Annotated in this window: 24 protein-coding genes; 19 read left to right on the plus strand and 5 right to left on the minus strand. The window is 40.1% G+C overall.

All coding sequences use genetic code 11. From position 1 onward, the window contains the following. Nucleotides 1–89: 89 nt before the first annotated feature. The gene (locus ACO1D1_RS14755; RefSeq protein WP_423336353.1) at nt 90–557 is read right to left on the minus strand and encodes a DUF3291 domain-containing protein; all 468 of its coding nucleotides are present in this window, start codon (nt 555–557) and stop codon (nt 90–92) included. A 717-nt stretch (nt 558–1274) separates the two neighbouring features. On the opposite strand from ACO1D1_RS14755, the gene ACO1D1_RS14760 reads away from it, so the two are divergent. The 7 genes from ACO1D1_RS14760 (at nt 1275) to ACO1D1_RS14790 (ending at nt 7787) form a co-directional block, all read left to right on the plus strand. Beyond that, entirely contained in the window at nt 1275–1502 is a 228-nt protein-coding gene (locus ACO1D1_RS14760; protein WP_423336354.1) for a hypothetical protein, read from the plus strand. A 196-nt stretch (nt 1503–1698) separates the two neighbouring features. Further along, nucleotides 1699–2604: a selenium metabolism-associated LysR family transcriptional regulator gene (locus ACO1D1_RS14765; RefSeq protein WP_423336355.1), complete on the plus strand. Its 906-nt coding sequence runs from the start codon at nt 1699–1701 to the stop codon at nt 2602–2604. A gap of 243 nt (nt 2605–2847) precedes the next feature. After that, nucleotides 2848–4284, plus strand: a complete 1437-nt coding sequence (gene sauS, locus ACO1D1_RS14770) for an acylating sulfoacetaldehyde dehydrogenase (protein WP_423336356.1) — start codon at nt 2848–2850, stop codon at nt 4282–4284. An 8-nt stretch (nt 4285–4292) separates the two neighbouring features. Next, a complete protein-coding gene (locus tag ACO1D1_RS14775; protein WP_423336357.1) occupies nt 4293–4556 on the plus strand; it encodes an ATP-grasp domain-containing protein in 264 nt (87 codons plus the stop codon). After that, nucleotides 4490–5422, plus strand: coding sequence for an ATP-grasp domain-containing protein (locus ACO1D1_RS14780; RefSeq protein ID WP_423336358.1), 933 nt, complete (start codon nt 4490–4492; stop codon nt 5420–5422). Before ACO1D1_RS14775 ends, ACO1D1_RS14780 begins: the two co-directional genes overlap by 67 nt. Beyond that, complete coding sequence (gene sucD / locus ACO1D1_RS14785) at nt 5419–6309, plus strand: succinate--CoA ligase subunit alpha (protein WP_423336359.1); 891 nt, start codon at nt 5419–5421, stop codon at nt 6307–6309. The genes ACO1D1_RS14780 and sucD overlap by 4 nt, the downstream gene beginning before the upstream one ends. Nucleotides 6310–6497: 188 nt before the next feature. Beyond that, nucleotides 6498–7787 carry an MFS transporter gene (locus tag ACO1D1_RS14790; protein ID WP_423336360.1) on the plus strand — a complete coding sequence of 430 codons (1290 nt, stop codon included), beginning with the start codon at nt 6498–6500 and terminating at the stop codon, nt 7785–7787. A gap of 227 nt (nt 7788–8014) precedes the next feature. Here the strand turns inward: ACO1D1_RS14790 and ACO1D1_RS14795 are convergent, their stop codons facing one another. Beyond that, nucleotides 8015–8311 carry a DUF3243 domain-containing protein gene (locus ACO1D1_RS14795; RefSeq protein WP_423336361.1) on the minus strand — a complete coding sequence of 99 codons (297 nt, stop codon included), beginning with the start codon at nt 8309–8311 and terminating at the stop codon, nt 8015–8017. A gap of 156 nt (nt 8312–8467) precedes the next feature. After that, on the minus strand, nt 8468–8641 hold the full coding sequence (locus ACO1D1_RS14800) for a lmo0937 family membrane protein (RefSeq protein ID WP_423336362.1): 174 nt from the start codon (nt 8639–8641) through the stop codon (nt 8468–8470). Nucleotides 8642–8841: 200 nt separating this feature from the next. Here ACO1D1_RS14800 and ACO1D1_RS14805 point away from each other — a divergent pair, with 200 nt between their 5' ends. The 8 genes from ACO1D1_RS14805 (at nt 8842) to ACO1D1_RS14840 (ending at nt 17910) form a co-directional block, all read left to right on the plus strand. Next, nucleotides 8842–10686, plus strand: coding sequence for a sigma-54 interaction domain-containing protein (locus ACO1D1_RS14805; protein ID WP_423336363.1), 1845 nt, complete (start codon nt 8842–8844; stop codon nt 10684–10686). Between the two features lie 182 nt (nt 10687–10868). After that, the gene (locus tag ACO1D1_RS14810; protein ID WP_423336379.1) at nt 10869–11957 is read left to right on the plus strand and encodes a tartrate dehydrogenase; all 1089 of its coding nucleotides are present in this window, start codon (nt 10869–10871) and stop codon (nt 11955–11957) included. 68 nt (nt 11958–12025) lie between these two features. Further along, nucleotides 12026–12811 (plus strand): SDR family NAD(P)-dependent oxidoreductase, encoded by a 786-nt coding sequence (locus ACO1D1_RS14815; protein ID WP_423336364.1) that lies wholly within the window; start codon nt 12026–12028, stop codon nt 12809–12811. A gap of 90 nt (nt 12812–12901) precedes the next feature. Continuing rightward, complete coding sequence (locus ACO1D1_RS14820; RefSeq protein WP_423336365.1) at nt 12902–14089, plus strand: M24 family metallopeptidase; 1188 nt, start codon at nt 12902–12904, stop codon at nt 14087–14089. Between the two features lie 16 nt (nt 14090–14105). Beyond that, the gene (locus tag ACO1D1_RS14825; protein ID WP_423336366.1) at nt 14106–15275 is read left to right on the plus strand and encodes a M20/M25/M40 family metallo-hydrolase; all 1170 of its coding nucleotides are present in this window, start codon (nt 14106–14108) and stop codon (nt 15273–15275) included. A gap of 50 nt (nt 15276–15325) precedes the next feature. Next, nucleotides 15326–15457 (plus strand): hypothetical protein, encoded by a 132-nt coding sequence (locus tag ACO1D1_RS14830; RefSeq protein WP_423336367.1) that lies wholly within the window; start codon nt 15326–15328, stop codon nt 15455–15457. Between the two features lie 40 nt (nt 15458–15497). After that, nucleotides 15498–17027 carry a sodium:solute symporter family protein gene (locus ACO1D1_RS14835; protein ID WP_423336368.1) on the plus strand — a complete coding sequence of 510 codons (1530 nt, stop codon included), beginning with the start codon at nt 15498–15500 and terminating at the stop codon, nt 17025–17027. Between the two features lie 133 nt (nt 17028–17160). Continuing rightward, nucleotides 17161–17910 carry an SDR family NAD(P)-dependent oxidoreductase gene (locus ACO1D1_RS14840; RefSeq protein WP_190284887.1) on the plus strand — a complete coding sequence of 250 codons (750 nt, stop codon included), beginning with the start codon at nt 17161–17163 and terminating at the stop codon, nt 17908–17910. Nucleotides 17911–18002: 92 nt separating this feature from the next. On the opposite strand, the gene ACO1D1_RS14845 is transcribed toward ACO1D1_RS14840, so the two are convergent. After that, nucleotides 18003–18980, minus strand: a complete 978-nt coding sequence (locus ACO1D1_RS14845; RefSeq protein WP_423336369.1) for a M20/M25/M40 family metallo-hydrolase — start codon at nt 18978–18980, stop codon at nt 18003–18005. 277 nt (nt 18981–19257) lie between these two features. Here ACO1D1_RS14845 and ACO1D1_RS14850 point away from each other — a divergent pair, with 277 nt between their 5' ends. Beyond that, nucleotides 19258–19443, plus strand: a complete 186-nt coding sequence (locus tag ACO1D1_RS14850; RefSeq protein ID WP_423336370.1) for a Fur-regulated basic protein FbpA — start codon at nt 19258–19260, stop codon at nt 19441–19443. A gap of 184 nt (nt 19444–19627) precedes the next feature. Here the strand turns inward: ACO1D1_RS14850 and ACO1D1_RS14855 are convergent, their stop codons facing one another. After that, nucleotides 19628–20989: a sigma-54 interaction domain-containing protein gene (locus ACO1D1_RS14855; RefSeq protein ID WP_423336371.1), complete on the minus strand. Its 1362-nt coding sequence runs from the start codon at nt 20987–20989 to the stop codon at nt 19628–19630. A 272-nt stretch (nt 20990–21261) separates the two neighbouring features. Between ACO1D1_RS14855 and ACO1D1_RS14860 the strand changes: the two genes are divergently transcribed. The 3 genes from ACO1D1_RS14860 (at nt 21262) to ACO1D1_RS14870 (ending at nt 25826) form a co-directional block, all read left to right on the plus strand. Then, on the plus strand, nt 21262–23400 hold the full coding sequence (locus ACO1D1_RS14860; RefSeq protein ID WP_423336372.1) for an acetate--CoA ligase family protein: 2139 nt from the start codon (nt 21262–21264) through the stop codon (nt 23398–23400). 62 nt (nt 23401–23462) lie between these two features. Continuing rightward, nucleotides 23463–24704, plus strand: coding sequence for an acyl-CoA dehydrogenase family protein (locus ACO1D1_RS14865; RefSeq protein WP_423336373.1), 1242 nt, complete (start codon nt 23463–23465; stop codon nt 24702–24704). Between the two features lie 138 nt (nt 24705–24842). Continuing rightward, entirely contained in the window at nt 24843–25826 is a 984-nt protein-coding gene (locus ACO1D1_RS14870) for an NAD(P)H-dependent flavin oxidoreductase (RefSeq protein WP_423336374.1), read from the plus strand. Nucleotides 25827–25839 lie beyond the last annotated feature (13 nt).

Below are 25839 nucleotides of genomic sequence, written 5' to 3' on the forward strand. Positions count from 1 at the left end.
ATTTTATTCAATGCCACTACTTTTTTGATTGATCTTCTAATTTAGGGGAATGTCATCTTCCTATTCGGGAACAGGAGATCTGCCCCTTGCTATTTTATCAAGAACGGCTCACCTAGTTCATCAAATGCGTGCTTATAGTCAAACGCAAAAGGAGTTGGTCCATGCTGAATATAATAGTTGTATCTTTTGAAAGCCTCCTCCCAGGATACATCCTTTACCTTCTCCGTCCACCACACCACATATGTAGGCTGCTTCTCTTGATGAGGGTCAATCCACTTGTTTCTGTCCCGTAAGGCTTGTTGATGTTTACCTGAATAGGTAAAGCGATATAAAGACTGAAGGTTTTCCCATACTGTTAGGGTCAGAATAGGCGGACCCTCTCCGACGATCGCTTCCTCAGGGATTGCTGCTTTATCAGGTGAAAATTCCTTTATAAGCTGCCCTGATATAGATGCCTGCCGCATGATTTTATATCCTGCTTCAAAAAACTCACGTGAGGCAGGATGTTCATAAGGATGTTTTAGCCTGCCAATAGTAAAGATCGCAACAAAAGCCATAATGATTACCCCATTTACACTTTTTACCTACTTATATTCAAGAAGGACTGGACTGATTCCTGTTGACCAAAATGGCTATAGAGATTAAAACTGAATAGATAATCATTTTAATGGTCAAACCATCTTATTTTATAGAAAAGAAGGTGTCCTCAAGTGGGACACCCTCTGCTTCTCATTTATTTATTTTATCTAAACTCTTTGTGTGGGGGGAGATGATAGGTCTTTCCTGCGACCAATATTTCGCTGCCATAATCGAAAACAAGGTCTTGCCTATAGCCGCCTTTCAGATATAGTGTAACTTCCGCGTTGTACGATGTAGCAATGTAAACTATATGATCATTTGTCCATTCACGCTTCCAGTTTTCATCAAATATTGCTGATAATACATCACTACATGACGTGTTATCAAATCTAATTGTTTTAATAATCATCCATCTCCTTTTGGGAATTTTTTTATTGTATAGACGTTGCAGAAACCTTCTCTATAGTTAATCCATATTTGGACCACCCTTCCAACTATCCCTGATGTGGATTTGTACTGTATTTATATGTCTCAACGGTAGGACATGCTTTAGGTTTTGTACCCGTTCTCAGGTAAAATCAGCTAGTGTCTAAAAAATAACGGAAATAGTTTAAATCAGGACGGTGATTGAAAGTGAATAAACAATTTTTTTAGGCTAACGATATAGGGAGTTGATAAAAAAAGGAGATGAATTGATGGAGCCATATAAAATAACCAACATGATTATTGATGATGATTTTGCTGTTGAGGAATATGTGACCGCTGAATTTTCCTTTAATCAAAAAATGTACAGCCTGACATTTAAAAAAGCGGATCTTGAGATCATCAATGCATGGGTTTTTGAGGATGGTACCTCATTTCCAGCGTTTGTTCCAGATGAAGTAGTCGAATCGATTAGGGAAGAGGTTAAAAAAAGAATCTAGGTTTTTAAACGTTGTAAATATGTATACACTGGAAAAAACTAACCTATCTTCATACGGATAGGTTAGTTTCTTGACTAGACTTGTCTACTATCTTTTTTGGTTTATTTGTGCAATAATCTGAATATACAAAAAATAAAGCAAAGAGTTCTACATAAGTTATTGCTCGTGATAAGAATGATAGAAAGGAGGACAAGGATTGAATTTTGACCATCTAAAAGTATTTTATACTGTAGCAAGGGAAAAAAGTTTTTCTAAAACGGCAAAAATCCTTCATATGTCTCAACCAAATATCAGTTCTCAAATTCGGCAACTCGAAGAATTTTTGGACACGAAGCTATTTAAAAGGACTACTAGAAAAGTTGACTTAACCCAAGCAGGTGAGATTTTATTTCAATCAGCTGAAAAAATAATTTATATCATTCATCAAACCCAAAAAGATATTACACTCCTTTCCAATTCCACTCACGGAGTATTAAATATTGTTGCCAGTTTGACGCTGGGAGAGCAAATACTTCCCCGGATGATAGGACATTTCAAAAAGGAATTCCCTCATGTTCAAATTGTATTAGAAATTAACAATTCGGAACAGATTATTGAAAAGCTGAAGAACGAGAAAATTCATATTGGATTTGTTCAATCTATGATCAATTCCCCAGAATATCGCCAGCGTTACTTCTTTGAGGATGAACTCATCTTTATCGCTGCGAAGGACTATATCCTGCACGATTCACTTGATTGTCAGAAAACCTTAAGCCTGGATGAAATTTATTCATTACCTTTTATCCTTCGTGAAGCAGGTTCGGGTACTAGACAATTAATTGAAGAGCAGCTAATCAAAATGAATTTGTTTCCTTCAAAATTAAATGTGATTCTTGAACTAGACAATACTCAGTCAATAAAATCGGCTGTTGAAGCAGGTATAGGTATTTCCATCATCTCTAAAGCCTCTGTCCAACATGAACTGTCTTTAAAAACCATCCGCGAATTATCCATCCAAGATTTACAATTAAAGAGGTTTTTTTATTCCGTTTATGATGAAAGGAAATTAACACCTGCCGGCGAAACATTCCTGTCATTTATCCATAGGGATAAGGAACAATAAACATATTTTAGATATCCGAGACCTGCTCACTTGTCAGCGCAGGTCTCTTTTTTACTTTTATATACTACTATTGTCTAGGTCAAGAACGATTCATAAGTAATTCGGATAACTCTGATTTTATATCTGAATATAACGAATATTTGAAATTTATTGAATTATTGCGCCTGCATCGATTAGTATTAAACATGCAAGGTCAACCTATAAAGCTGGTTTAGAAAAAATGAACGAGATGGAGGGGAATCCATGAAAGAAGTTAAAAATCGTGAAATGCAAGCTGTCGAGGTGAATGTTCAACAAACAGTCTCAGAAATGGTCAAAAAAGCAAGAGAAGCGATGAAAATCTTTCATCACTATAGCCAGGAACAGGTCGATGAAGTGGTTCAAGCTGTGGCATGGGCAATCTATAAGCCCGGTCATGCTGAAAGTTTGGCTGAATTGGCCTTAAAAGATACAGGATTGGGTCGATATGAAGATAAAGTATTAAAAAAACGCCGGAAAACAATGGGTACCTTACGTGACCTTAAAGGAGCAAAATCGGTAGGGATCATTCATATTGACGAGGCAAAGGGAATCACTGAAATTGCCAAACCTGTTGGGGTGGTAGCGGCAATCGTACCATCTACAAACCCGGGTGCAACACCTGCGAATATTGCTATGATGGCATTAAAAGGGCGAAATGCCATTATTATCGCCCCTTCACCAAAAGGACATTCCACAAGTCAACTACTTCTCAATTATATACACAAAGAATTCGAAAAAATCGGTGCACCTAAAGATCTATTCCAAGTACTCCCTGCCCCAGTAAATAAAGCGATTACAAAAGAATTAATGAGTCAGGCGGATTTTTTAACGGTGACGGGTTCAGCTAACAATGTTCATAACGGACAGACAAGCGGGAAGCCAAACGCCTGTGTAGGAGCCGGAAATGTCGTGTCTATTGTGGATCGAACAGCAAATATTGAAGAGGCCGCTCGTAAAATTTTCTTAAGTAAAACCTTCGACAATGCCACCAGCTGTTCAAACGATAACTCAGTTGTGATCGAAGCGGCAATTTATGATCAAATGCTCGAAGCGCTAAAACAGCAAGGTGGATACCTTTGTAATACGGAAGAAAAAGATCTCTTGCAAGGTGCAATGTGGATCGATGGAAAAAGAAATGCTCGAACACTAGCTAAAGATCCTCATGTGATTGCACAGGAGGCAGGTTTGGCTCATCCAGATGCACAAAGGGCTACCTTTTTTATGGTGGAGGAAACTGGAATTGGAAGGGACTATCCTTTTTCCGGGGAAAAATTAGCCGTTGTCTTAACCGTGTATAAAGCTGCTAACTTCCAAGAAGCCATTAACCAAGCAAAGGAAATTTTAAATTACCAGGGCAGAGGCCATTCATGCGGACTGCATACGACCGATGAAAAACATATGGAGCAAATAGGGTATGAAATGGATGTATGCAGACTGTTAATCAATCAAGTTCAAGTCTATGGAAATGGCGGTAATTTCAATAATGGATTAAATTTTACGCTTTCGATGGGTGGCGGGACATGGGGCGGCAATAACATCGGAGAAAATTTATCCTATAAACATTTTCTAAATATCACAAGAGTATCTCGGATTATCCCGGAAGTAGTACCAACAGAAGAGGAATTGTGGGGAAATTATTGGAATAAATACGGCAAATAAAGCGAGGTATGACCATGAAACTATTTGAATATCAAGCAAAAGAACTTTTTGAACAAATTCAAATTCCTGTTCCAAATCGGACATTTATTGAAGATTACGATGAAATGGGAGAAGTAATCGGTCAAATTGGCTTCCCTTGTGTTCTCAAAGCACAGGTTCTGCAAGGAGGAAGGGGAAAGCAGGACTTATCAAACTTGTATCCAATATGGAAGAAGCGTCGAGCCAAGGAAAAGCGATTTTTTCAAAAGCCCATAATATGTCCGGCCTTTTGATTGAGGAGGCCATCCAAATTGAGAAAGAGCTATATGTCTCGATTACAGCCGACCCGGTTACAGGAACTGCGATGATGATGGCATGTGCGGAAGGCGGGATGGATATTGAAGAAATTGCAAAAAATATCCCGGAAAAAATTCATAAAATTAACATTGATCTTTCAGAAGGTATTCAGAGCTATCAAGTTCGCGGACTGCTTTATGATATGGGGATAGAGGATCAATTAATAGGTTCAGGGACTAAGATATTGATGGATTTATATCATGTATTTAGAAAAAATGAAGCAGAATTAGTGGAAATAAATCCATTGATTGTTACAAAAGACGGTAAATTAATGGCGGGTGATGGGAAAGTCACCATTGATGATAATGCCTTATTTAGACATCCCCAGTTTCAACTGACAAGGGCCTATTACGAAAACGATGCAGAATATGAGGCTGCAAAGGAGGGAATCCCCTATATCCAGTTTAATGGAGATATTGGATTAATGTGTGCCGGAGCCGGTTTAACAAACACAGTATTTGATCTCGTCAATGATTATGGGGGAAGTGTTGCCAATTATTTAGAGTTTGGCGGTCCAAACTATCATAAGGCAAAAACGGCCATGGAAATTATGATGAAAAATGATATTAAAGTATTGTTAATTGTTACATTTGGGACGATTGCAAGAGCCGATGTCATGGCGGAAGGAATTGTAGAAGCCATGAAAGAACTACAGCCTCCATTTCCCATTGTTGCAGCTATTCGAGGTACTGGCGAGGAACAAGCACATATGCTGCTTCGTAGTGTCGCAATTGAACCATTAATCGATACGGAGCAAGCTGTCATTAAAGCGATTGCACTTTCAGGAGGTGTGAAACAATGAGCATCATTCTAGACCGTTCTACACGTGTAGTAGTACAGGGAATTACCGGGAAGGAAGGCAGCTTCTGGACGAAACATATGATGGATTATGGGACAAATGTTGTAGCCGGTGTGACACCCGGCAGGGAAGGGCAGTATGTTGAAGATGTCCCTGTATTTCATACAGTAAAAAGGGCAGCAAAGGATATTCCAATTGATGCATCCCTGTTGTTTGTCCCGCCACGATTTGCCAAAGAAGCATTATTTGAAGCACTTGAAGCCGGGATTAAAAAAGTGGTGATTTTGTGTGATGGAATTCCATTGCATGATGCCATTCAAATGAGAAAGGCAGCCATGAGCGCTGGTGCTATGGTGATTGGCGGAAATACGTCAGGTATTATTTCTATGGGTCAGGCAATGATGGGTTTTTTTCCATATTGGCTGGAGAGAGTGTACCGTCCCGGCCGGATTGGTATCATGACACGAAGCGGTTCTCTGACAAACGAAATAACGGCGGAGGTGGTAAGAGCCGGTTTTGGAGCTTCCTCGCTCATTGGGATAGGCGGTGACCCCGTACCATTAACCCGGTTTGCCGAGGTACTGCCATTATTTCAAGAGGATCCCAATACAGATGCAGTCGTGCTGATCGGAGAACTGGGAGGAACAATGGAAGAAGAAGTAGCTGAAGCGATAGAAAAAAAGGTTTTTACCAAACCGCTTGTTGCCTTCTTAGGCGGGAGGACTGCTCCAAAAGGGAAAAAAATGGGCCATGCTGGCGCTATTATTACTGCCGGAAAAGGGACTGTTAAAGACAAAATGATTGCATTAAGTAATGCCGGGGCTCTTGTTGCCGAGCGGCCTAGACAGGTAGGTACATTATTAGAATCCATTCTAGCTTTGAAGAATTAATGATTAGCGCTTATTCCTGCCCTGCCCGCATCTGGCAGGAATAGTACCTTTCTTAAATTGTACAATTGTAAGCGCTTTAAAGGATGGTTATATAAGAGAAGCACTTAAAAAATATCTGTCATGTGATTGCAAAAATTATTTTTTAGATTAGGATAAGCAAGGCAAAACCAAATTATAGGGGGAAAGGTATGAAGAAAAAAATCACAGTTGGAAATAAGGTGTTATTTCTTCTATGTGCTATGTACTTCATCACCTACATCGATCGGGTTAATATTGCCACAGCTGCTCCATTTATACAAAAAGATCTAGGTTTATCTACAACGGAAATGGGTTTAATTCTATCCGCCTTTGCCTACCCCTATGCGTTTCTTCAAATATTTGGCGGCTGGATTGGTGATAAGGTAGGGGCTAAGAAGACGCTCACCTTTGTTGGTCTTATTTGGTCGCTAACAACGGCGTTAACAGGTATGGTCACAGGATTGGTAAGTGCCGTTTTAGTAAGAATTGGGCTTGGTTTTGGAGAAGGAGCTGCTTTTCCTACCGCTACAAAAGCGATGGCACAATGGCTGCCAAGGGAAAAATTCGGCTTTGCTCAAGGGATTGTCCATTCGGCTTCCAGGCTTGGAAATGCAGTGGCGCCTCCCATTATTGCCTTACTGATCGTAGCTTTCGGATGGAGAGAATCATTCTTTATCATGGGCGCTATCAGTATAATCTGGATGGTTGTATGGCATTTGTATTTTAAAGATAATCCAAAGGATCACCCGAAAATTACTCAAGAGGAATTGAACACATTGCCTCCCTATGAAGATAAGGAGCAGCTAAGTAAAAAAACCATTCCTTGGAAAAAGCTATCTAAAAGAATTCTTCCTGTTACATTTGTAGACTTTTGCTATGGATGGACATTATGGGTCTATTTAACCTGGCTTCCGTCGTTTTTATTTACTGCTTATCATTTAGATATTAAAAGTTCGGCTTTATTTGCTGCGGGTATTCTGTTGTCAGGTGTCATTGGCGATACTCTTGGAGGAGTTTTATCAGATAAAATTTACGTGAAGACAAAAAACTTGAAGCTTGCCCGGCGTTCAATCCTGATTGTAGGTTTAACGGGTTCCCTCATCTTTTTATTACCGACCTTATTTGTGCATAATCTTACGTTGATTGCCATATCTATGAGTCTAGCTTTCTTTTTCCTTGAGCTTTGTAATGCTAATTTATGGGCAATCCCAATGGATATTGCCCCCAATTATTCAGGAACAGCAAGCGGTATGATGAACACTGGATTTGGCGTGGCTGGCATGCTGTCACCAGTTGCTTTTGGATTTTTAATTTCGCTTTCAGGTAACTGGCAGGTTCCATTTATTATGTCCGTCGTGTTATTGTTTATCGGTGTATTGGTGACATTAAAGATAGACCCGTCTAAAAAATTGGAAATAGAGCATGATCATCAGATGACCGATATATCAAGTCCAATGTAAAAAATGAATAGTGCCCTCAATTGTGTGACACCCTTTGCTACTCATTTATTTGGAAAAACCATTTTTTTGCGGTAGAGGAATATGTGAACGCTGAATTTTCCTACAATCAAAAAACGTATAGCCTTACATTTTATCGTAGTAAATATGTAGATATTAGAAAAAACTAACCTATCCTCATACGGATAGGTTAGTTTTTTGTCATATAGTCTACTATAATCGCTATTCCATTATTCCTGTACCAATCGTACAAGCATATGTGCTAACTTATGCTGTTCCTCCTCCGTACCCACTTTCCAAAGCTCTTGTAATAACCGCTCTTCAGAGTTTTTTGGTGATTGCTTATCCGCAAGATAATCAGCTACTTTTTGCGCCGAATTGGCTAATTGCTCCTCATCCATCCCTAGTTTTATACCCAAATCTACTTTTCCTCTTAGGTATTCCCTAAAATCATCAAAACTTGTTAACGAATCACCGTTCTTGTAAATATGATTGGCTATATCTTGATCATGTAGCTGCTTTTCCATGTAGATCACTCCTTGTTTGGATTGTGCCATTTATTAAATGTGCTTACTCCATACATACCCTGTGGCCAACTGGATGAAACCAGATGGACGGCGATTTTGGTGTTATTTCCATGAAATCCAAAGGTAGCGGGGGACTGACGCTATTGCGGGTATAAACTACGCTTTTCCTTTTGTTCTCCCGGAGAATAATTTGAAAATGAACACCACGACAGCCACTACGAGTAAAAGGTGAATCAGTCCTCCAGCAACATGGAAAACAAGCCCAAGAACCCAAAATAATAGTAACAAACTAATAATTGTCCAGATCAACATAATCACTTCTTTCTTCATAGAATTTTTTGATATACGTATAATACCCACAATTTATGAAAGTAAATTTATTTTTTTTATTTTTTTATTGTTGTGTTTTTTTTACGCACAATACTTCCGATGTCCCCTAAAAAACCGTCCCCATGGTTTTTTTGGGTTTACAATCACGAAAGATAACCTTACCATAAATATAGAATATTCAGAACAAGGGATGAGATTGGATGATAGCACTTTATAAAATGAATGATTTATACGAAGACCAAATAAAAAAATTCTTTACTGATTTGGGGTATCAGACTGCCAGCTTTTATTCGATTAATTCGATATTGGATCAGATTATGAATCCGATGGTTATTCTTACACCTGTTATCTTTCGGCAAGAATTGGAGGGTGTTTCGTTTCCCATTATTCCGATTTCAATCAGTGCAGGGGATATAGTAAAGTCAATTAACGAGTTGATTGAATCCAAGGAGCAGCAGGGCTATACATATATCGCCTCAAACGAAGAAATCACTTCGCTGAAAAAAGAATACACAGAATATCTTGAGAATGAAAAGATTCAAATCTCGTTTCTACTAGACAAACAATCTTCCACAATTAATCCGAATCATATGAATCTGGGACCAATATGGATGAAAGGGTTAATTTCTGTGCCATGGAATAAGCATGTGCATTTTATTAAGCCGGCGTTTACTTCTATTATTCCCTTACTACAGGCAGCCTGTTCACTAGTAAGCTTAACGGAAGAAATTATAAAAGAAAGATTTCAGGTAGAGGCGATCGTTAACTCCACGCATGACGGAGTGGTTGCTGTTGATAAAATCGGAAATATTATCTTGGCTAATAAGCATGCGAAAACCATTCTTGGTTTCGAAGAGAATCCGAAAGGGAGGAATATCACAGAGTTTATTCCTCAATCTGATATGATTCGAGTGTTGGAAACAGGTAAGATTGAAAGAGATGATATTGCTCTTGTTGGGGGCCGCCAAATTGTCATTAACCGCTCCCCCGTTATCGTAAAAGGGAAAATTGTCGGAGCTGTATCAAATTTTAAAGAAATTACAGATATTCAAAAAGTGGAATTACTACTTCGTAAAAAGCTGCATCAAAATGGTTTGGAGGCAAAGTATCGATTAAGTGATATTGTTGGAGAAACACAGGTGATAATGGAGACAAAAGAATTAGCAAGGAAATTTGCTGAAACGGAGTCTACTGTTTTAATAACCGGTGAGTCTGGAACTGGTAAAGAATTATTTGCTCAAGGGATTCATTCTGCAAGTCATCGGTCACTTGGTCCATTTGTAGCCGTGAATTGCGCAGCATTTCCTGAAAATCTACTGGAAAGTGAAATGTTTGGATATGAGAAAGGGACGTTTACAGGTGCTCTAAAAGATGGAAAGCCTGGCTTATTTGAGCTTGCCCATGGAGGTACGCTGTTTTTGGATGAAATTGGTGAGTTACCTTTACGAATTCAAGCTCTTTTATTAAGAGTACTTCAGGAAAAAACAATTAGGCGTGTCGGCGGAGAGCGAATCATACCAGTGGATGTTCGAATCATTACAGCAACGAATCGGAATTTGGAGGAGGAGGTAGAAGAGAAACAATTCCGGTCTGACTTATATTATCGACTAAATGTACTAGCTCTGGAATTGCCGCCTCTACGCGGGCGATTAACAGATATCCCTAAACTAGTAGACTCGTTTCTAGACGAATTTAATGAAAAAAGAAAAAATAAAATAAAAGCTGTTGAAAAAGAATTAATTAGTTTATTTCAGATGCACGATTGGCCGGGGAATATTCGTGAATTGCGGAATACCATTGAAAGGATGGTGGTTCTGGAGGAGGGGAACAGTTTAAGGCTTCATGGGGCAAAATTTCTATTGGAAAAATTAAGAAGAAGAAAGATTTTAGGGGATGTGCCCAATCAACCAAGCATAAAAAATAAAGAAAAAGAACTGATTCTAACCACATTAGAAAAGTTCGCTTATAATAAAAAGTTAGCCGCTGAGTCTCTTGGAATCGACCGGTCCACTCTTTGGAGGAAAATGAAAGAATATAATTTATGATGTTGTAAAAAGCAACATTATGTTGCATTTTGAAACACCGGTATCGCTGAACAGGGAAATCAATCCCTGTTTTTTGTTTGGATTTTTTTGATTTTTCTGAGTTTTAGGCTCTTGGCATAAAAATTGCATATTAGTTATTTGATAGATAGAGCAGATAATGACAAAAGAAAGTAGTGAAGCATATGCAACATTATTCCATTGCGTTAATTCCTGGAGATGGAATTGGTCCAGAAGTGATCAATGAAGCCGTAAAAGTATTAAAAAAAGCAGAAGAAATTCACGGCGGGATAAATTTTTCATGTGAAACCTTTGATTGGGGTTGTGATTATTATCTCCAAGAGGGAAGAATGATGCCGGAGAACGGCCTGGAGATCTTAAAAGACTTTGATGTTATTCTATTTGGTGCAGTTGGGGCTAAAACGGTACCTGATCACATCTCGGTTTGGGAGTTAATCCTGCCCATCCGCAGAAAATTCCAGCAGTATGTAAATTTGCGGCCGATCAAACTCCTAAAAGGGTTAGAAAGTCCTCTTAGATATAAACATCATGATGACCTCGACTTTGTTGTTGTCAGGGAAAATACGGAGGGGGAATATTCCAACAGCGGCGGACGTGTTCATGAGGGAACCCCGTATGAACTGGCTATGCAAAATAACATATTTACTAGATATGGGACTGAGAGAATCCTAAACTATGCCTTTTCCCTAGCTGAAAAAAGAGCGAAGAAAAACCTGACTGTGGCCACAAAATCAAATGCGATTAATTTTACGATGCCGTTTTGGGATGAGATAGTGAAAGAAATCGGCTCTAGTTACCCGGATGTTCAAACTCAACTCTACCATATTGATGCTTTAGCAGCTTATTTTATTTCAAGACCCGAGACGCTTGACGTTGTGGTCGGAAGTAATTTATTTGGTGATATTCTGACCGATTTAGGTGCAGCGATTGTTGGAGGTCTGGGGCTGGCCCCATCCGGAAACATTAATCCGGAGCGGATCTATCCGTCCATGTTTGAGCCCATTCATGGTTCTGCTCCCGATATTGCAGGAAAAGGGATTGCTAATCCAATTGCCTCCATTTGGAGCCTTAGTCTGATGATGGACCATCTCGAACTCTATGAAGCAGGCAAATTAATACTTGATTCTATTGAAGACGTGTTACTTGATGGCATAATAAGAACACCTGATTTGGGGGGCACAGCCACGACGATTGAAATGGGAGATGCCATCGTTTCGAAAATGGTTCAATTAAGTCTAAGTCCTAAACTCTGAAAATTCTAAGGGATATTATCCGAGAACATGTAACCAGGAGGAGAAATAATCCAATAGGGGGAAGTTGAATGCAAAAAGAAAAGATGGCTTTGTTCCCAAGCATTGAGGGGAAAGTGGCGGTCGTAACCGGGGCTGGAAGCGGGATCGGCAGGGCAACGGCCATTCTCCTTGCTAAAAACGGGGCGACTCTGTTTCTGATGAGCCGGGACGAGGAAAAGCTGAAGGAAACACAGAAAACGTGTGAAAGTTACGGTGTGAAATGCTTTTATCAATCAACGGATGTAACCGATCCGAATTCAGTTATAGAGTCGTTTGCCGAATGCCATAATCTGTTTGGACGAGTGGATATACTCTGCAATGTTGCCGGAGGAAGCACTGGTAGAAAGTTTACTCTTGACATGACAGGAGATGACTTTGATGAAGTGTATAAATTGAACTTGAAAAATGTTTTTCTCTGCTGTAAAGAAGTACTTCCCGGAATGAAGGAAAGAAATCATGGAAGGATTGTAAATGTATCTTCCCTCATAGGAAGGGCTGCAGGTGACAATACGAATATAGCCTATTCCAGCCTTAAAGCCGGAATTGACCAGTTTTCCAAGTATCTGGCAAGGGAGGTTGGACAATACGGCATCTGCGTAAATTCTGTATCCCCTGGTTATATTGAGGCAAGTCCGAGAATAACGGAGCTTTGGGCCAAAACACAGAACATGCAGGGGGTGTTTGATCGTCTCTCATTAAAAAGACCGGGAACGGCTATGGAAGTGGCTAATGCCATTGTATTTCTTGCCAGTGACGAAGCTGCCTATATTACAGGCGAAGTTTTGGACATAAATGGCGGGGCAGTTATGGCATAAAAGATAGGTTCTTAAATGAAAGAATAGGATTTTGAAAGTCTCAAATATTATTTGTAACGGAATGGTTCAGCAGAAAGGTGAGAAACAGTAATGGCAGAATTTGATTTTGAACAACCGATAAGCATGGAGAAAATGAGAGATTATAGGCTTACTAGAATAGATGAGCAAATGAAAATACACGAGCTTGACTGCATGATTACCATGAGGGTTGATAATGTGCGCTATTTAACAAGCTTCCGCCCGAACAGTCCGAATGTATTTTATTATTTCAGGTATGCAGCGGTTAAAGCTGTGGGTGATGACCCCTGGGCTTTGGTTGCAAGCGGTGACTATGACAGGGCTATTGCGTTTATGCCATGGCTTAAACAGAAGGTAAAGCCACTCCCAATGGATCCAATGCTCAGTGTAGCCCAATTTAAAGAAATTTTTAGTGAGCTTGGTCTAAAAAAAGGCGCCAGAATCGGAATTGATGAAATGGGATTCCAGCTATTTCAGGTATTCAAAGAAACGTTTTCTGATTATGTGTTTGTTGATGGGCGCCAGGCCTTCGCAAAAGCGAAAGCGGTAAAATGTGCCGAAGAAATATATCTAATTAAAAAGGCGTGTGCTATTGCTGAAGCGGGCACACAGGTTGCTATTGAAAACCTGCGTCCGGGACTTTCCGAAATAGAGGTTTCAGCAATGATACATAATGAAATGATCCTGCGCGGCTCGGAAGGAGGCCACACACATCCGACACAAGTGAATTCCGGGGAGAATGCCATAACGCTTGTCCGGTTCCCGACGGAGAGGATCATCAGAAACGGAGACTTTGTGCTGATGGATGTGGGCTGTTGCTACAACGGATATCACAGTGATTATTGCCGGACGGTGATGGCAGGAAATCCTTTAAACAATGAGCAGAAAAAAGTATATACGGCCGTTTATGACGCGACAATGGCAGCGATTGAGGCCTGCAAACCGGGAGCTTTGACTTCTGATATAGACAAAGCGTCAAGAGATGTTCTCCGTAAGGCGGGGTATGAAAAATATTGGTATTTTGGTGTGACAGGACACGCCACGGGTGTTTGTCTTCAGGAGGCTCCTATTATTGGAGAAGCCTCTGCAAAGGGTGAAAAACCATGGGTGATTGAGCCGGGAATGGTATTTTGCATTGAGCCGTCTGTGCATCTTCCAGGTGTTGGCGGCGTACGGATTGAGGATATGGTGGCCATTACAGAAGATGGATATGAACTGCTAACCCAGACCGAATACGAAAACAGACTTTTGCTTAAATAAGAAAGGGGTTCATTTCATGACAGAGGCAAACATGCTTTTGGATTATATGGAAACGCATAGGAATGAGTTTTTAGAGGTGTTAAAAGAAGCGGTGCTGATCGAAACACCAACAGAAGGTGACAAGGAAAACCTTAAAAAATGCAGGGATTATTTTGCAAAAATCTTCACCGATATTGGCTTTACGTGCACTGTTGTCCCGAGTAATGACAGCCGCTATGGTGACCATTTGCTTATGGAATTAGGTAATGGTGATGAGCAGGTACTTTTTGTAGGACACTATGATACGGTTTATTCGAAGGGGTCATTTGGTGAGCTATGGAAACAGGATGGCACAAAGGTGTGGGGACCAGGTGTCCTTGATATGAAGGGCGGAGATGTACAGGTATACATGGTTGCGAAAGCCCTTAAAGAGCTGAAGCTGCTGCCTGAAAACAAAAAAATTGTCTTTTTCTTAAGCTCTGATGAAGAAGCAGGAAGCTATTCCTCACACATGCATTATCAGGAGCTGGCAAAAAGAAGCAAGGCTGCCTTTGTTATGGAAAGTACGAGAGGAGACTATGTCGGCGGCTTAAAAATCGGCCGCTTTGGCAGAAGCAACTATACCTTTGTGGCAGAGGGGAAACCAGCTCATTCGGGTCAGGAACCTGAAAATGCTGAAAGTGGGCTAATGGAACTGGCAAAGCAGGCCGTTTATCTCGAAAGCCTAACAGACGTGAATAAAGGTATAACGGTTGCCTGTACATGCTTAAAGAGTGGTCATGCCGGCTGGCCAACCGTTCCCGGGGATGGAGAGCTTACAATCGATGCAAGATTTTCTTCATCAGAGATGGCGTTGGAATATGATCAGCTGTTTAAGAATCTTAAGCCATTTAACCCTGAGGTTAAAATTACCACAAAGGGTGGCATAGAAAAACCGCCTTTTGATGAAAAGGACCCTAAACACAACGCTCTTTATGAAAAGGCAAAAGAGATTGGTAAAGAGTTTGGGATGGAAATGGAGGGCATTATTACACGAGGCGGCAGCGACGGCAACTTTACCGCATCCGTTGGGTGCCCGACGCTTGACGGTTTGGGAATGAGCGGGGATTTTGTCCACCAGCCAGGCAAGGAATATATAAATACAGATCATGTTGCCATAAGAAGTGCTTTTGTGGCACGAATGGTGCTTGAGGTTTTAAGAGGTTGAAACAAGCTTAGAAAATATAGAGTTTACTAGAAAAGGAGTGGAGAGTTTTTATGGGAGACGTATATTGGATGGCTGCTATTCTTATCATTCAGACAGTTTTATCCGTAGGTATATGCGCGGTGTTGTCTAAAAAAACAGAAAGCGTGCTGGATGAACCAAAGGATTCAATGAATGAACAATAAATGTATCCATGTTCTACCTTAAATTGAAAGGAGATAGTGTATGAATATTTATATTATCGTTTTTATACTTTACTTGCTTTTTCTAATTGTAATCGGATTTTTAGCTTCAAAAGGACAGGAAGATACGGCTGATGATTACTATGTAGCAGGAAGAAGCATGAACAAGTGGGTTGTTGCCGGTACATATGGCGCCAGTTTTATGAGTGCCGGAACCTTTATTGGACAGATTGGAGCCAATTATGCTGCCGGTTGGTCACAGATTTGGAATTTTAATGCCACAATCCTACCCATGTTTATATTAGCGGCATTTTTTGCAAAAAAATTCTGGAGAATCGGCTATTATTACGGAGCACGTTCCATGCCGGACCTCATTGCTTTAAGGTATCCCTCTAAATTTACAAGAGGCTTTTATTCGCTTCTGATCCTGATGATTTATACGGTTGGGATGGCAGCTATGTACCTGGGGATTTTTACCGTTTTAAGCCTTGTTACAGACCTTTCTTATATGACATGTATTATCATAGGCGCCGTTGTGGTTTTACTTTATTCTTATTCGGGCGGCGCAAAGGCTGTCGCGTGGACGGATACGGCCTGCCTTATTTTAATGATATTTGCCATAGTTGTATCGGTGAGTGTGGCATTAGTTAAAGGTGGAGGCTTTGAGAATTTAATATCTGCTTTTGGACAGGCTTCTGTTCCAGAAGGAAAGCCATGGGCAGGGGGCTCTGAACTTTTATCTCCAACAAACAGCTATTTTACCTTAAGTATGGTCATCTCATTCTTCCTTGTATGGACAATGGGTAATCTATCACAGCCCCATCAAATGACAAGGGTCTACCTTGCCAAGGATGAAAAGGCTGCGATCAGTGGTGTTGCCCTTATCCTTATACCAAACTGTATTATCCTGATCGGCGGGCTTATTATAGGAGCATATGCAAGGGTGACCTATCCAAACCTTGAGAAAATTGACTATGCCTTCCCAACGGTTGTTATGGGTATTCTCCCGCCCTTAGTTGCTGCAATTGTTCTGATTGGTATTATTGCAGCAGTTATGTCAACAGCTTCAACGATGCTTATTATTTCAGCCCAAGCCGCAGGCTATGATATTTATAAAAAACTGATTAATCAGAATGCATCAGAAAAAACAGTTGTTAAAATTTCAAGGGTCACCATGATTGTCTGTACGGTTTTATCCATAATCATTGCGTATTTTGCTCAAACAGTTCAAGGAATCTTCTTCCTATGGTCATCAGCGTTTGCGATGATGGGAGCGGGAGTACTGCCATCGCTTATTGGCACCTTCTACTGGAAAAGAGCCAATTCACAGGCATGTCTTGCCAGCATGATCGTCGGCTTCGGTTCTACAGCGGCAATGTATATCTTCCCGTCATTAAAGCCACTATGGGCAGTTCACCCGATACTTCCTGGACTGATCCTTTCGGTTACAGCCTTTATTCTAGTGGCATTATTCACTAAAAAGCCGGATGACGATATCATTGAAATGTTCTTTGGCGAAAAGCTGAAGGATCCAAGCAAACGGACTAAAAAAGCAGTTCGAGCAGTTAGTTAGTAAAAAATTTTTTAATAGATTTGATAATTAATTAAATGATAGTGAATGAACTTAGGGTTTTCGGGTATCAAGCAGTATCGGAAATCCTGAGTTTTTTCCTTAGTTGGAAGATTTTACGATGGAGGGACGTCCGATGAAAAATAAGGTTGCGGTTATTACCGGCAGTACATCAGGAATAGGTGAGGATATTGCCGTTAAATTTGCGGCAAATGGCTGTAAGGTAGTGGTAGTTGGAAGAAATGAGGAAAGAGGGAACAAAATTGTTGATACAATAAAGTCAGAAGGCGGCGAGGCCATATTTGTGAAGGCTGATGTTTCCCAAAGCAGTGAGTGTGACGACTTATTTAAAACGGTGCTAAACACTTATGGGACTGTCGATATACTTGTCAATAATGCTGGTACTATGCGCAATTTGCCCATTACAGAAATGAAGGACGAGGACTGGGACGAAATTATAAAGGTAAACCTTACATCCTATTTTTTATGCTGTCGTGAGGCGATAAAAATAATGAAGGAAAAAGGGTATGGCAGGATTATTAATATTTCTTCAAGAGGGTGGCTGGGCGGTACAGCCCAGTGTAATTATGCAGCTTCAAAGGGCGGAATAGTTAGCCTTACAAGGTCGCTTGCTTTAGAAACGGCAAGAATGGGAATAACGGTAAATTGTGTTGCGCCTGGTATGATTGATACACCGCTTCATCAACAGAGCACAGAAGAGGAAGTCGGATTTCGCATGAGCAGTCAGCCAATGGGGAAAGTGGGTACTCCAAGGCAGGTTACGAATGTCGTGGAATATTTTGCGGACGAGGAAAATTGGTTCACCACAGGTCAGGTATTATATGTATGCGGAGGAATGAGTGTTTTGGCGTCACTGTCTTCCTAAGAATGAGGTAACTGAGAAGGAAATTATCTATTTTATGTAAAAAACAGGAGTGTTAGAGATCGTAACACTCCTATGAATCAATGAAATTGCTTTTATTTGGATGTACTAGTTTTATCCATAAATTTTAACAGATCAGTTAACAGAGTACTGAAGGTTGACAGATGTTCTTGAATTCTGCCTGGGTATTCTCGTTCAATAAATTCAATGGTATCTTTATCGGTATGCCATACACCACCATATTGAACAGTTTGGTCATAACCATCTAGTTCACCGATTTCCCAGTTAGTTGCTTCTAGGTATCCGTATGGAATACCAAGGTTTTTAAATGGTGCATGATCACTCCAGTCACCGGTTGTACCTGCAGGATATTCTGGATTCAAGCCGGGATTAGTACCAACAGGTAACTTCTTCTTTTTCACAATCTCCAAGGCTTGATCACGTATAAAACCAGCCTTTCCAAGTCCCCCATAGACATACATCTTATCACCGACTGCAAGACTATCCATATTAATCATACCAATTGTATTTTTAATTTCCGCTGGTGTCATATTGGCAGCATAGTTAGTTGAACCTCTTAAACCGGTTTCTTCCGCACCAAAGGCGATGAACACAATAGAGTATGGGGTTGGGATATTTTTCAGCACTTCAGCTACTTCCAATAAGACTCCGACACCCGATGCATTATCATCAACTCCAAGTCCAACAGAAACCGAATCATAATGAGCGCCTACAATGATTTGTTTACTTGATTTTCCAGGCTTATACGCAATAATGTTTGAGGAATGGGTTGTTGTTCCCCTTCTTATGTAGCTAAAATCTTGTACGGTTGTTTCCAAGCCGACCCGTTCGAATTGACCTTTAATATATTGCTCTGCTTTTCGCTCATTGTCCGTTCCTGCCACCCTTGGACCTATTTCATATGCTAAATATTTCATGTGTTCATAGGCCATTGCCCCGTTTTTGTGTACAAGGGAAGGCTTGTATGTAACAGTTTCAGCAGAAGCTCCACCAACAATTGTCAAAAGACTAAAAATCAATGCGATAAAGGATAAACTTATTTTCTTCTTCATTTCGTCTGCACCTCATCTATTATTTTTTATAAGAATAATAGATTCTATAGTAAAAAACAAGAAAAATGCATAAAAATGAGAAAAAATGAGTATTTATCCATTGAGAAGACTTTTTATTTTTAATTCATACTTTACAGATAGGAATTGTATGTTTATAATGAATATAACAAAAAAAACAAGAAAACCCAAAGGGAGTTTCTTGGGTTGGTCAATGGAACGGTAACGTCCTTTTTAGCGAAATAGGAAATGAAGCATATAAAATGGGGGAGTGTTTCTTATGAACAATAATCATGTGGAAAAGAAGAGACAAAAACTTATCAATAAGCTAATTTTTTTAAATGTATATAAGAAAGAGGACAAAATGCTGTACGAATTACCGCTATCAAGGTTAGAGCATGAATATAAAAGATACAAATTGCAAAACCATCCACATGGGGAGTTTGGTTCTATTCAATGGATATAGTTTTTCAGTTAGCGTAACATTTAAGTGTAACTGTACGAAATGAAAATAAGGTTGGTAGAAATGGCCCATTTCCTTGCGGCAGGGAAAAAATAAAAAAATGTTGCGGGAATTGATAAATATTAATTCATAAAAATAATCCACCCTTGAACTGGGGTGGATTACTTTCTGTTTATTCCATAAATAGTTATTTTATACTGCGTAAATCGCCGCAATATTCTTGGATAAGCTTTGTTGCAGTCGTTTGGCTAATCTGTAAATCTTTTGCAACCTTTCTCGAACTTTTGAATTTTTGATAGGATTTTCTGATCATATATTTTTTTGTTTGGTCAATGGCCTCGTCCAGTGTCCTAGGTTCATTTAACTGAAGATCTGTATCCTGTTTTTTGTGGAATGTTTCCGGAAGATCGTGAAAATCAATGACAGTATCACTGATAATGACCAGCTTCTCGATTAAGTTTGCCAGTTGGCGTATATTTCCCGGCCATGAATACCCCGCCAGTACGCCAAGGCACTTTTGAGAAATAAGCTTATTCGACTCATACACTTGGTTAAATTTATTTAGATAATGATAGATAAGTGGAATAATATCTTCCTTTCTCTCTCTAAGTGGCGGTAAGGTGAGATCAATCACATTTAAGCGGTAGTATAAATCCTCTCTAAATTGCCCCGTTTCAATCTGCTTGACCAAATCCCGGTTTGTTGCTGCAATGAACCGGATATTTACTTTCTTCTTCTCTTGCCCGCCAATTGGAATAAATTCTTTATCTTGTATTACTTGAAGTAATTTTGCTTGGAGAGAGAGGGACATGTCGCCTATTTCATCAAGGAAAACGGTACCATTATTCGCCACTTCCAGCAATCCCATTTTCCCTGAAGGATTCGATCCGGTAAAAGCCCCTCTTGTATACCCGAACAGTTCTGATTCTAATAAATCCTCAGGAATGGCTGCACAATTGATGGTTAGAAAAGGCATGTTTTTCCGTTTACTTATTTGATGAATATAATTGGCAAGCACCCCTTTCCCAGTACCTGATTCCCCTTGAATTAAAATGGTAGAATCTGTTATTCCGACCTTCTGGCAAAAGGCAAGGATCCCTTTCATTTTAGTGGAACGGGAAATTATTCCGTGTTCCTCCTGTGTCTGCGATTTTTTGTTCACGTTTAACGTAATAATTTTGTGGTTTTTTAACTCTCTTGCGGTTGTAATTAATAATTCGACTTCATTCTTATCATTTAAAACGGGGATGGCCGAAGTAAGCAATTCAATACCCATATTCGTTGTTTGAATAATTGAAAATGGCTTTTTCCTTTTATAAACTTCTGGATAAATGGCTGGAGTCCAATACTTTTTTTCTAACAAGTCATTACTATATTTGCCCAGTAAATGCTCCCTTGGTAAACCATAATTTTTTTCGCAAACTTTATTAGCATAAATAATTTGCCTGTCGCGGTTAAATATGAAAATCTCGTCTGATGAATAATCCAAAAGTTCTTTAAGAGTTTCCCCTGCTATTTCGATATTTTCAGGGTTGATTGACTGATTCATTCCACATATTCCCCCATAAATAATTATGAATATTCCAATAACAAGAGTATATCATAAGCACTCCGTAAGTTCAGTGAAAAATACCACGATTATTCTGACTGATCACGAACGGATGAGCAGGTGAGTTAATTATGGTTCAAGTGAGTATTCAAAACTCATTTTAAGGAGGGGAACCTGTCGAAGAAAGGTGTAAAACAAAGGTTTTAAATAGTGGCACAAAATTTGCATTACATATTTGTGCATGTGGTTCAGTTGGAAATGGGGGGGAACGAATGGAGGGTAAACTGGAAAATTTAAAGCGAATGCTAAATCCCAGACATCTTGTTTTAATAGGCGGTAAAAATATTATCCAAAAAGGTATTCAAAATTGTAAAAAGATAGGATTCCAAGGGGAAATTTACGCTGTAAATAAAACAGAGGTGGAAATCGAAGGAGTTCGCTGCTGCAAAAACATACATGAACTTCCGCGGGTGCCAGATGCAGCTTTTATTGCCATACGGGCTGATCGAGCCGTTGAGGCCATAAAGGAATTGCGAACAATGGGAACCTTTGGATGCGTCTGTTACGCTGCGGGATTTTCTGAAGTGGGCAATAACCAATTGCATAAGGATCTCATCGAGGCTGCCGGTGATATGGCATTGATCGGTCCGAATTGTTATGGAGTAATAAATTACTTGGATCAAGTACCATTATGGGCAGATCGTTTTGGATCCGAACCGACGGATAAAGGTGTCGCAATTATAAGCCAAAGCGGAAATCTGAGCTTTAATATAACCATGAATGGCCGCTCCTTGCCGCTTGCATACGCTTTGAGTATCGGCAATCAAGCAGTGCTTGATATCGCAGATTATATCATGGCTATGTGTGATGACCCAAGGGTTACCGCAATTGGTTTACACATCGAGGGTCTGGGTAATATGGAAAAGTTTATTCAAGCAGCCAAAACGGCTTTGGAAAAAGGAATTCCTATTGTGGCATATAAAACAGGTGTTTCTGAAATTGGAAGTCAATTAACCATGAGTCATACCAGTTCATTGGCTGGAGCGGATGACCTCTATCAAGCGCTGTTTAAACGCCTAAATATTTGCCGCGTTGATTCACTATCTGCATTTTTGGAAACGTTAAAGTTATTTTCAGTTGCAGGATCAATAGAGGGGCGAAATGTAGGAGTTCTGACAGTATCAGGCGGCGAATCAGCCATTACGGCCGATGAAGCAGCAAAAAAAGGGTTTTCCCTTCCAGATTTAACTGCTAAACAGAGGGAAGAACTGAAATCACAGTTGACGAAGTTTGAACATGTGTCCAATCCCCTTGACTATAATATGTCCATTTGGGGAGATGAAGAAAAATTAGTCGATTGTTTCACAAGCTTTATGCAAGGGCAATTCCATACTACATTGCTCATTTTTGATTACTTGGATAATGAGTATAGAGATATGGAATCATGGGAAGCTGTCGTCAATGCCTATATACAGGTTCATAAACAAACGCGAACACAGGCACTTGTTATATCAGTATTGCCAGAAGGAATGCCTAGTCATTTTCGTGAAAAATTCATATCTAATGGGATTACGCCTCTGCAAGGGATGACAGATGCATTTACCGCGATTCACGCTGTTACAGTATATAACGAAAGAAGAAGGAATAACTCCCCCGTACCATCTAACTTGTTATTGTCCAAAGATCGACCTCAAGAGATTGAGGCCATTGTGTTGGATGAATGGCAGGGGAAACAAGTACTTCTTTCGTATGGTGTAAAGATACCTTATGGAAAAATGGTCTCTATTGAGGATGAACAGCTAATAGACGAAGAAATGGCAGGGCCATTTGTCGCTAAAGGGGTAAGCGCAAAGGTTGCCCATAAAACCGATATCGGCGCTGTCAAATTGAAATTGCAAACGGAAGAGGAAGTTAGACAGGCATTGCTAGATATCCATAAGAATTTGGCAGATCAGATGGATGTTAACGACATCCGGTTTTTAGTGGAAGAAATGATACCAAATGCTGTGGCTGAATTAAACATAGGTATCAAGCGGGATGATCAATTTGGATTGGCTTTGGTGATTAGTATGGGCGGTATCCTTGTCAATTTAGTAAATGATAGTGTACCTGTTCTATTGCCTGCAAGTCGTGAAGAAATTTTGGAAGCGCTGTATTCACTTAAAGGAATAAAATTAATAACAGGATTCAGAGGCAGTCCTAAAGGGGATATTGAGGCGGTCGTAAAGGCGGCTGAATCCGTGGCAGCATATGCCGAAGCCAATCGAAATAATATCTTGGAAATGGAAATCAATCCGCTTTTAGTACTCCCTGAAGGTCAAGGTGCCGTAGCTGTGGATGCTTTCATAAGAACAGTCGCCGATCCAGTCAAAACAGAAGAACCAAGTGTTCAAAAAATAATGCCATACTGACGTAGAAATTAGTTTTCAAAATGAAAAATTAGTTGAACATCACTTAATAGGAGCTGATAATAATGGATTTCAAGATTCCAGAAGAAGTAAAAGAAGTTGTAGCCTCAATTGAAAAATTTGTTGAACGAGAGGTTGAACCGCTTAAAAAGAAATATCATAAACAATTAAGCAATGGAAGATACTTTTATGATGAAAATGGATTGTATTCAAAAGAAACGATGGAAGCAATCCGCCAGGTTAGGGTAAAATCTGCCAAAGCAGGTTTTTTCAATATGTTTGCCCCTCCAGAATTGGGAGGAACAGGGGATGTATTTGGCCCCGTAAATATGGCTCTTATTCACGAAATGGTCTATAAAAAATTTGGTCAAGATCTATTAACCCAACATATTTTCCCAATTGGTTTATTTACCGATGGGCTGACCCCGGTTTTGAAAGGGCTTAGACAAGAGGTAAGGGATGAAATATTACCTGGAGTACAAAGTGGGGAAACCTGGTTATGTTTTGGACTTTCAGAACCTGACGCGGGTTCCGATATATGGAACTTAAAAACAAGAGCCGTGAAAGATGGCGACTATTGGGTTTTAAATGGAACGAAACAATGGATTTCGTATGCAGCATATTCTGACTATGCGATGATTTTTGCCATCACCGATCCCGAGATGGCCAAACAAAGAAGCGGGGGTATCACGTGTTTTCTTGTCCCAATGGATGGGGTTACGTGCGTGTGTGATAATGCGATCGCCCTATTAGGGAACCTGGGCGGGGAGGTAGGAATCATTTCTCTCGAAGATGCCCGGGTACATGAGAAATATATTATTGGTGAATTGCATCAGGCATTTGGAACAGCACTTGATGGAATAAACCTTGGGCGGCTATCTGTGGCCGCAAACTGTGTCGGTACCGCACAATGGGCTTTAAATAAAGCCATTGACTATGCAAATGTACGGAAAACATTTGGTACAACCATAGGTAATCACCAGGCGATACAAATGATGCTGGCGGAATGTGCACTGGAGATCTATGCAGCTCGAAATATGGTGCTGCACTGTGCGTGGAAGGTGGAGAACCAAAAAGGCACTCCAGTCAAGGAGCTTTCAATGGTTAAAGCACACTCAACCGAAATGACACAGTCCGTTCTTGATAAGTGTATGCAAATTCATGGTGGTATGGGATTAACGAATGAGCTGGGGCTTGAACATGTATGGAGATGGGCAAGAGAACAACGGATACCAGATGGTACGACAGAAATGCAAAAACGGACAATAGGAAAACAACTATTAAAGGGAGACACTAGTTTTTCATAATCATGAAGTGATTCCAATTGTTGATTGATGGACTCACCCGTCTTAAAGTCACTGATGTATGTAATGACCTTTTTAGGTGAGTCCATGTAAGTTTTCTGATAGTAAGCTAGATTTATAAAGTAGAAGAGGTGTTGAAGTATGAAAACAAGAATAACTAAGTTATTAGGAATAGAATATCCGATTATTTGCGGCGGAATGTTTCAGGTCGGCAGAGCAGAGTTGGCGGCTGCTGTATCTGAAGCAGGTGGATTAGGCATTATTACTTCGGCAACACAAGGAACACCAGAACTGCTGCGACAAGAGATTCGTAAGGTTAAATCGTTGACGAAAAAACCCTTTGCCGTAAATCTGAGCCTTTTTCCAAGTCAAACCCCCATCCCAAATAAAGAATTTATTCAAGTAATGATAGAAGAAGATGTTCGAATTGTTGAAACGAGCGGCAGGAGCCCTGAACCATTCATGCCAATGTTTAAAGAAAATAATTTCAAGGTTATTCATAAGGTAGTTGGACCTAAATATGCCAAGACTGCTGAAAGGGTAGGGGTGGATGCCGTAACGGTTGTCGGTAATGAGACAGGTGGTCATCCCGGAATGAGTGATGTCGGGACGTTAGTTGCGCTTCCCCGTGTTGTTGATTCCGTAGACATTCCAGTCATTGCCGGAGGCGGATTTGCAGATGGAAGAGGATTAATAAGCGCCCTAGCACTTGGGGCTGAAGGGGTGCTCATGGGGACTAGATTCATGGCTACGAAAGAATCACCTATTCATGATCATGTGAAGGATTGGATGCTTGAAGCGGATGAAACGAATACGATTATTGTCCAACGAAATATTGGAAGTCCTTCACGAGTGGCATTGAATGAAGTGAGTAAAGAGGTGGAGCGGCTGGAAAAGGAAGGAGCAACCATCGAGCAATTACTTCCGTTAATCACGGGTAAACGAGCGAAAAGTGTTTATTTTGAAGGAAATGTGGATGGTGGACTTATGTCGTGCGGGCAGTCTGTTGGTTTGATTAAAGAAATACCTTCAGTGAATGAACTCATTCAACAAATGATTTCGGAAGCAAAAAAGTCCCTAGGTTTTATTCAGGAACGTATGAATAGTGAAGAAATTGTAAGATAAATAAAACGCAATG

Source organism: Neobacillus sp. 19, from assembly GCF_049463095.1.
Lineage (GTDB): Bacteria > Bacillota > Bacilli > Bacillales > Cytobacillaceae > Neobacillus.

Excerpts from the sequence above, each read along its gene's own strand:
- ACO1D1_RS14850 (WP_423336370.1), top strand. The coding sequence starts at position 19,258 with ATGAACAATAATCATGTGGAAAAGAAGAGACAAAAACTTATCAATAAG.
- sucD (WP_423336359.1), top strand. The coding sequence starts at position 5,419 with ATGAGCATCATTCTAGACCGTTCTACACGTGTAGTAGTACAGGGAATT.
- ACO1D1_RS14760 (WP_423336354.1), top strand. The coding sequence starts at position 1,275 with ATGGAGCCATATAAAATAACCAACATGATTATTGATGATGATTTTGCT.
- ACO1D1_RS14780 (WP_423336358.1), top strand. The coding sequence starts at position 4,490 with ATGGAAGAAGCGTCGAGCCAAGGAAAAGCGATTTTTTCAAAAGCCCAT.
- ACO1D1_RS14865 (WP_423336373.1), top strand. The coding sequence starts at position 23,463 with ATGGATTTCAAGATTCCAGAAGAAGTAAAAGAAGTTGTAGCCTCAATT.
- ACO1D1_RS14800 (WP_423336362.1), bottom strand. The coding sequence starts at position 8,641 with ATGAAGAAAGAAGTGATTATGTTGATCTGGACAATTATTAGTTTGTTA.
- ACO1D1_RS14810 (WP_423336379.1), top strand. The coding sequence starts at position 10,869 with ATGCAACATTATTCCATTGCGTTAATTCCTGGAGATGGAATTGGTCCA.
- sauS (WP_423336356.1), top strand. The coding sequence starts at position 2,848 with ATGAAAGAAGTTAAAAATCGTGAAATGCAAGCTGTCGAGGTGAATGTT.
- ACO1D1_RS14790 (WP_423336360.1), top strand. The coding sequence starts at position 6,498 with ATGAAGAAAAAAATCACAGTTGGAAATAAGGTGTTATTTCTTCTATGT.
- ACO1D1_RS14870 (WP_423336374.1), top strand. The coding sequence starts at position 24,843 with ATGAAAACAAGAATAACTAAGTTATTAGGAATAGAATATCCGATTATT.
- ACO1D1_RS14825 (WP_423336366.1), top strand. The coding sequence starts at position 14,106 with ATGACAGAGGCAAACATGCTTTTGGATTATATGGAAACGCATAGGAAT.
- ACO1D1_RS14840 (WP_190284887.1), top strand. The coding sequence starts at position 17,161 with ATGAAAAATAAGGTTGCGGTTATTACCGGCAGTACATCAGGAATAGGT.
- ACO1D1_RS14805 (WP_423336363.1), top strand. The coding sequence starts at position 8,842 with ATGATAGCACTTTATAAAATGAATGATTTATACGAAGACCAAATAAAA.
- ACO1D1_RS14820 (WP_423336365.1), top strand. The coding sequence starts at position 12,902 with ATGGCAGAATTTGATTTTGAACAACCGATAAGCATGGAGAAAATGAGA.
- ACO1D1_RS14845 (WP_423336369.1), bottom strand. The coding sequence starts at position 18,980 with ATGAAGAAGAAAATAAGTTTATCCTTTATCGCATTGATTTTTAGTCTT.
- ACO1D1_RS14830 (WP_423336367.1), top strand. The coding sequence starts at position 15,326 with ATGGGAGACGTATATTGGATGGCTGCTATTCTTATCATTCAGACAGTT.
- ACO1D1_RS14860 (WP_423336372.1), top strand. The coding sequence starts at position 21,262 with ATGGAGGGTAAACTGGAAAATTTAAAGCGAATGCTAAATCCCAGACAT.
- ACO1D1_RS14755 (WP_423336353.1), bottom strand. The coding sequence starts at position 557 with ATGGCTTTTGTTGCGATCTTTACTATTGGCAGGCTAAAACATCCTTAT.
- ACO1D1_RS14835 (WP_423336368.1), top strand. The coding sequence starts at position 15,498 with ATGAATATTTATATTATCGTTTTTATACTTTACTTGCTTTTTCTAATT.
- ACO1D1_RS14815 (WP_423336364.1), top strand. The coding sequence starts at position 12,026 with ATGCAAAAAGAAAAGATGGCTTTGTTCCCAAGCATTGAGGGGAAAGTG.
- ACO1D1_RS14855 (WP_423336371.1), bottom strand. The coding sequence starts at position 20,989 with ATGAATCAGTCAATCAACCCTGAAAATATCGAAATAGCAGGGGAAACT.
- ACO1D1_RS14795 (WP_423336361.1), bottom strand. The coding sequence starts at position 8,311 with ATGGAAAAGCAGCTACATGATCAAGATATAGCCAATCATATTTACAAG.
- ACO1D1_RS14775 (WP_423336357.1), top strand. The coding sequence starts at position 4,293 with ATGACCATGAAACTATTTGAATATCAAGCAAAAGAACTTTTTGAACAA.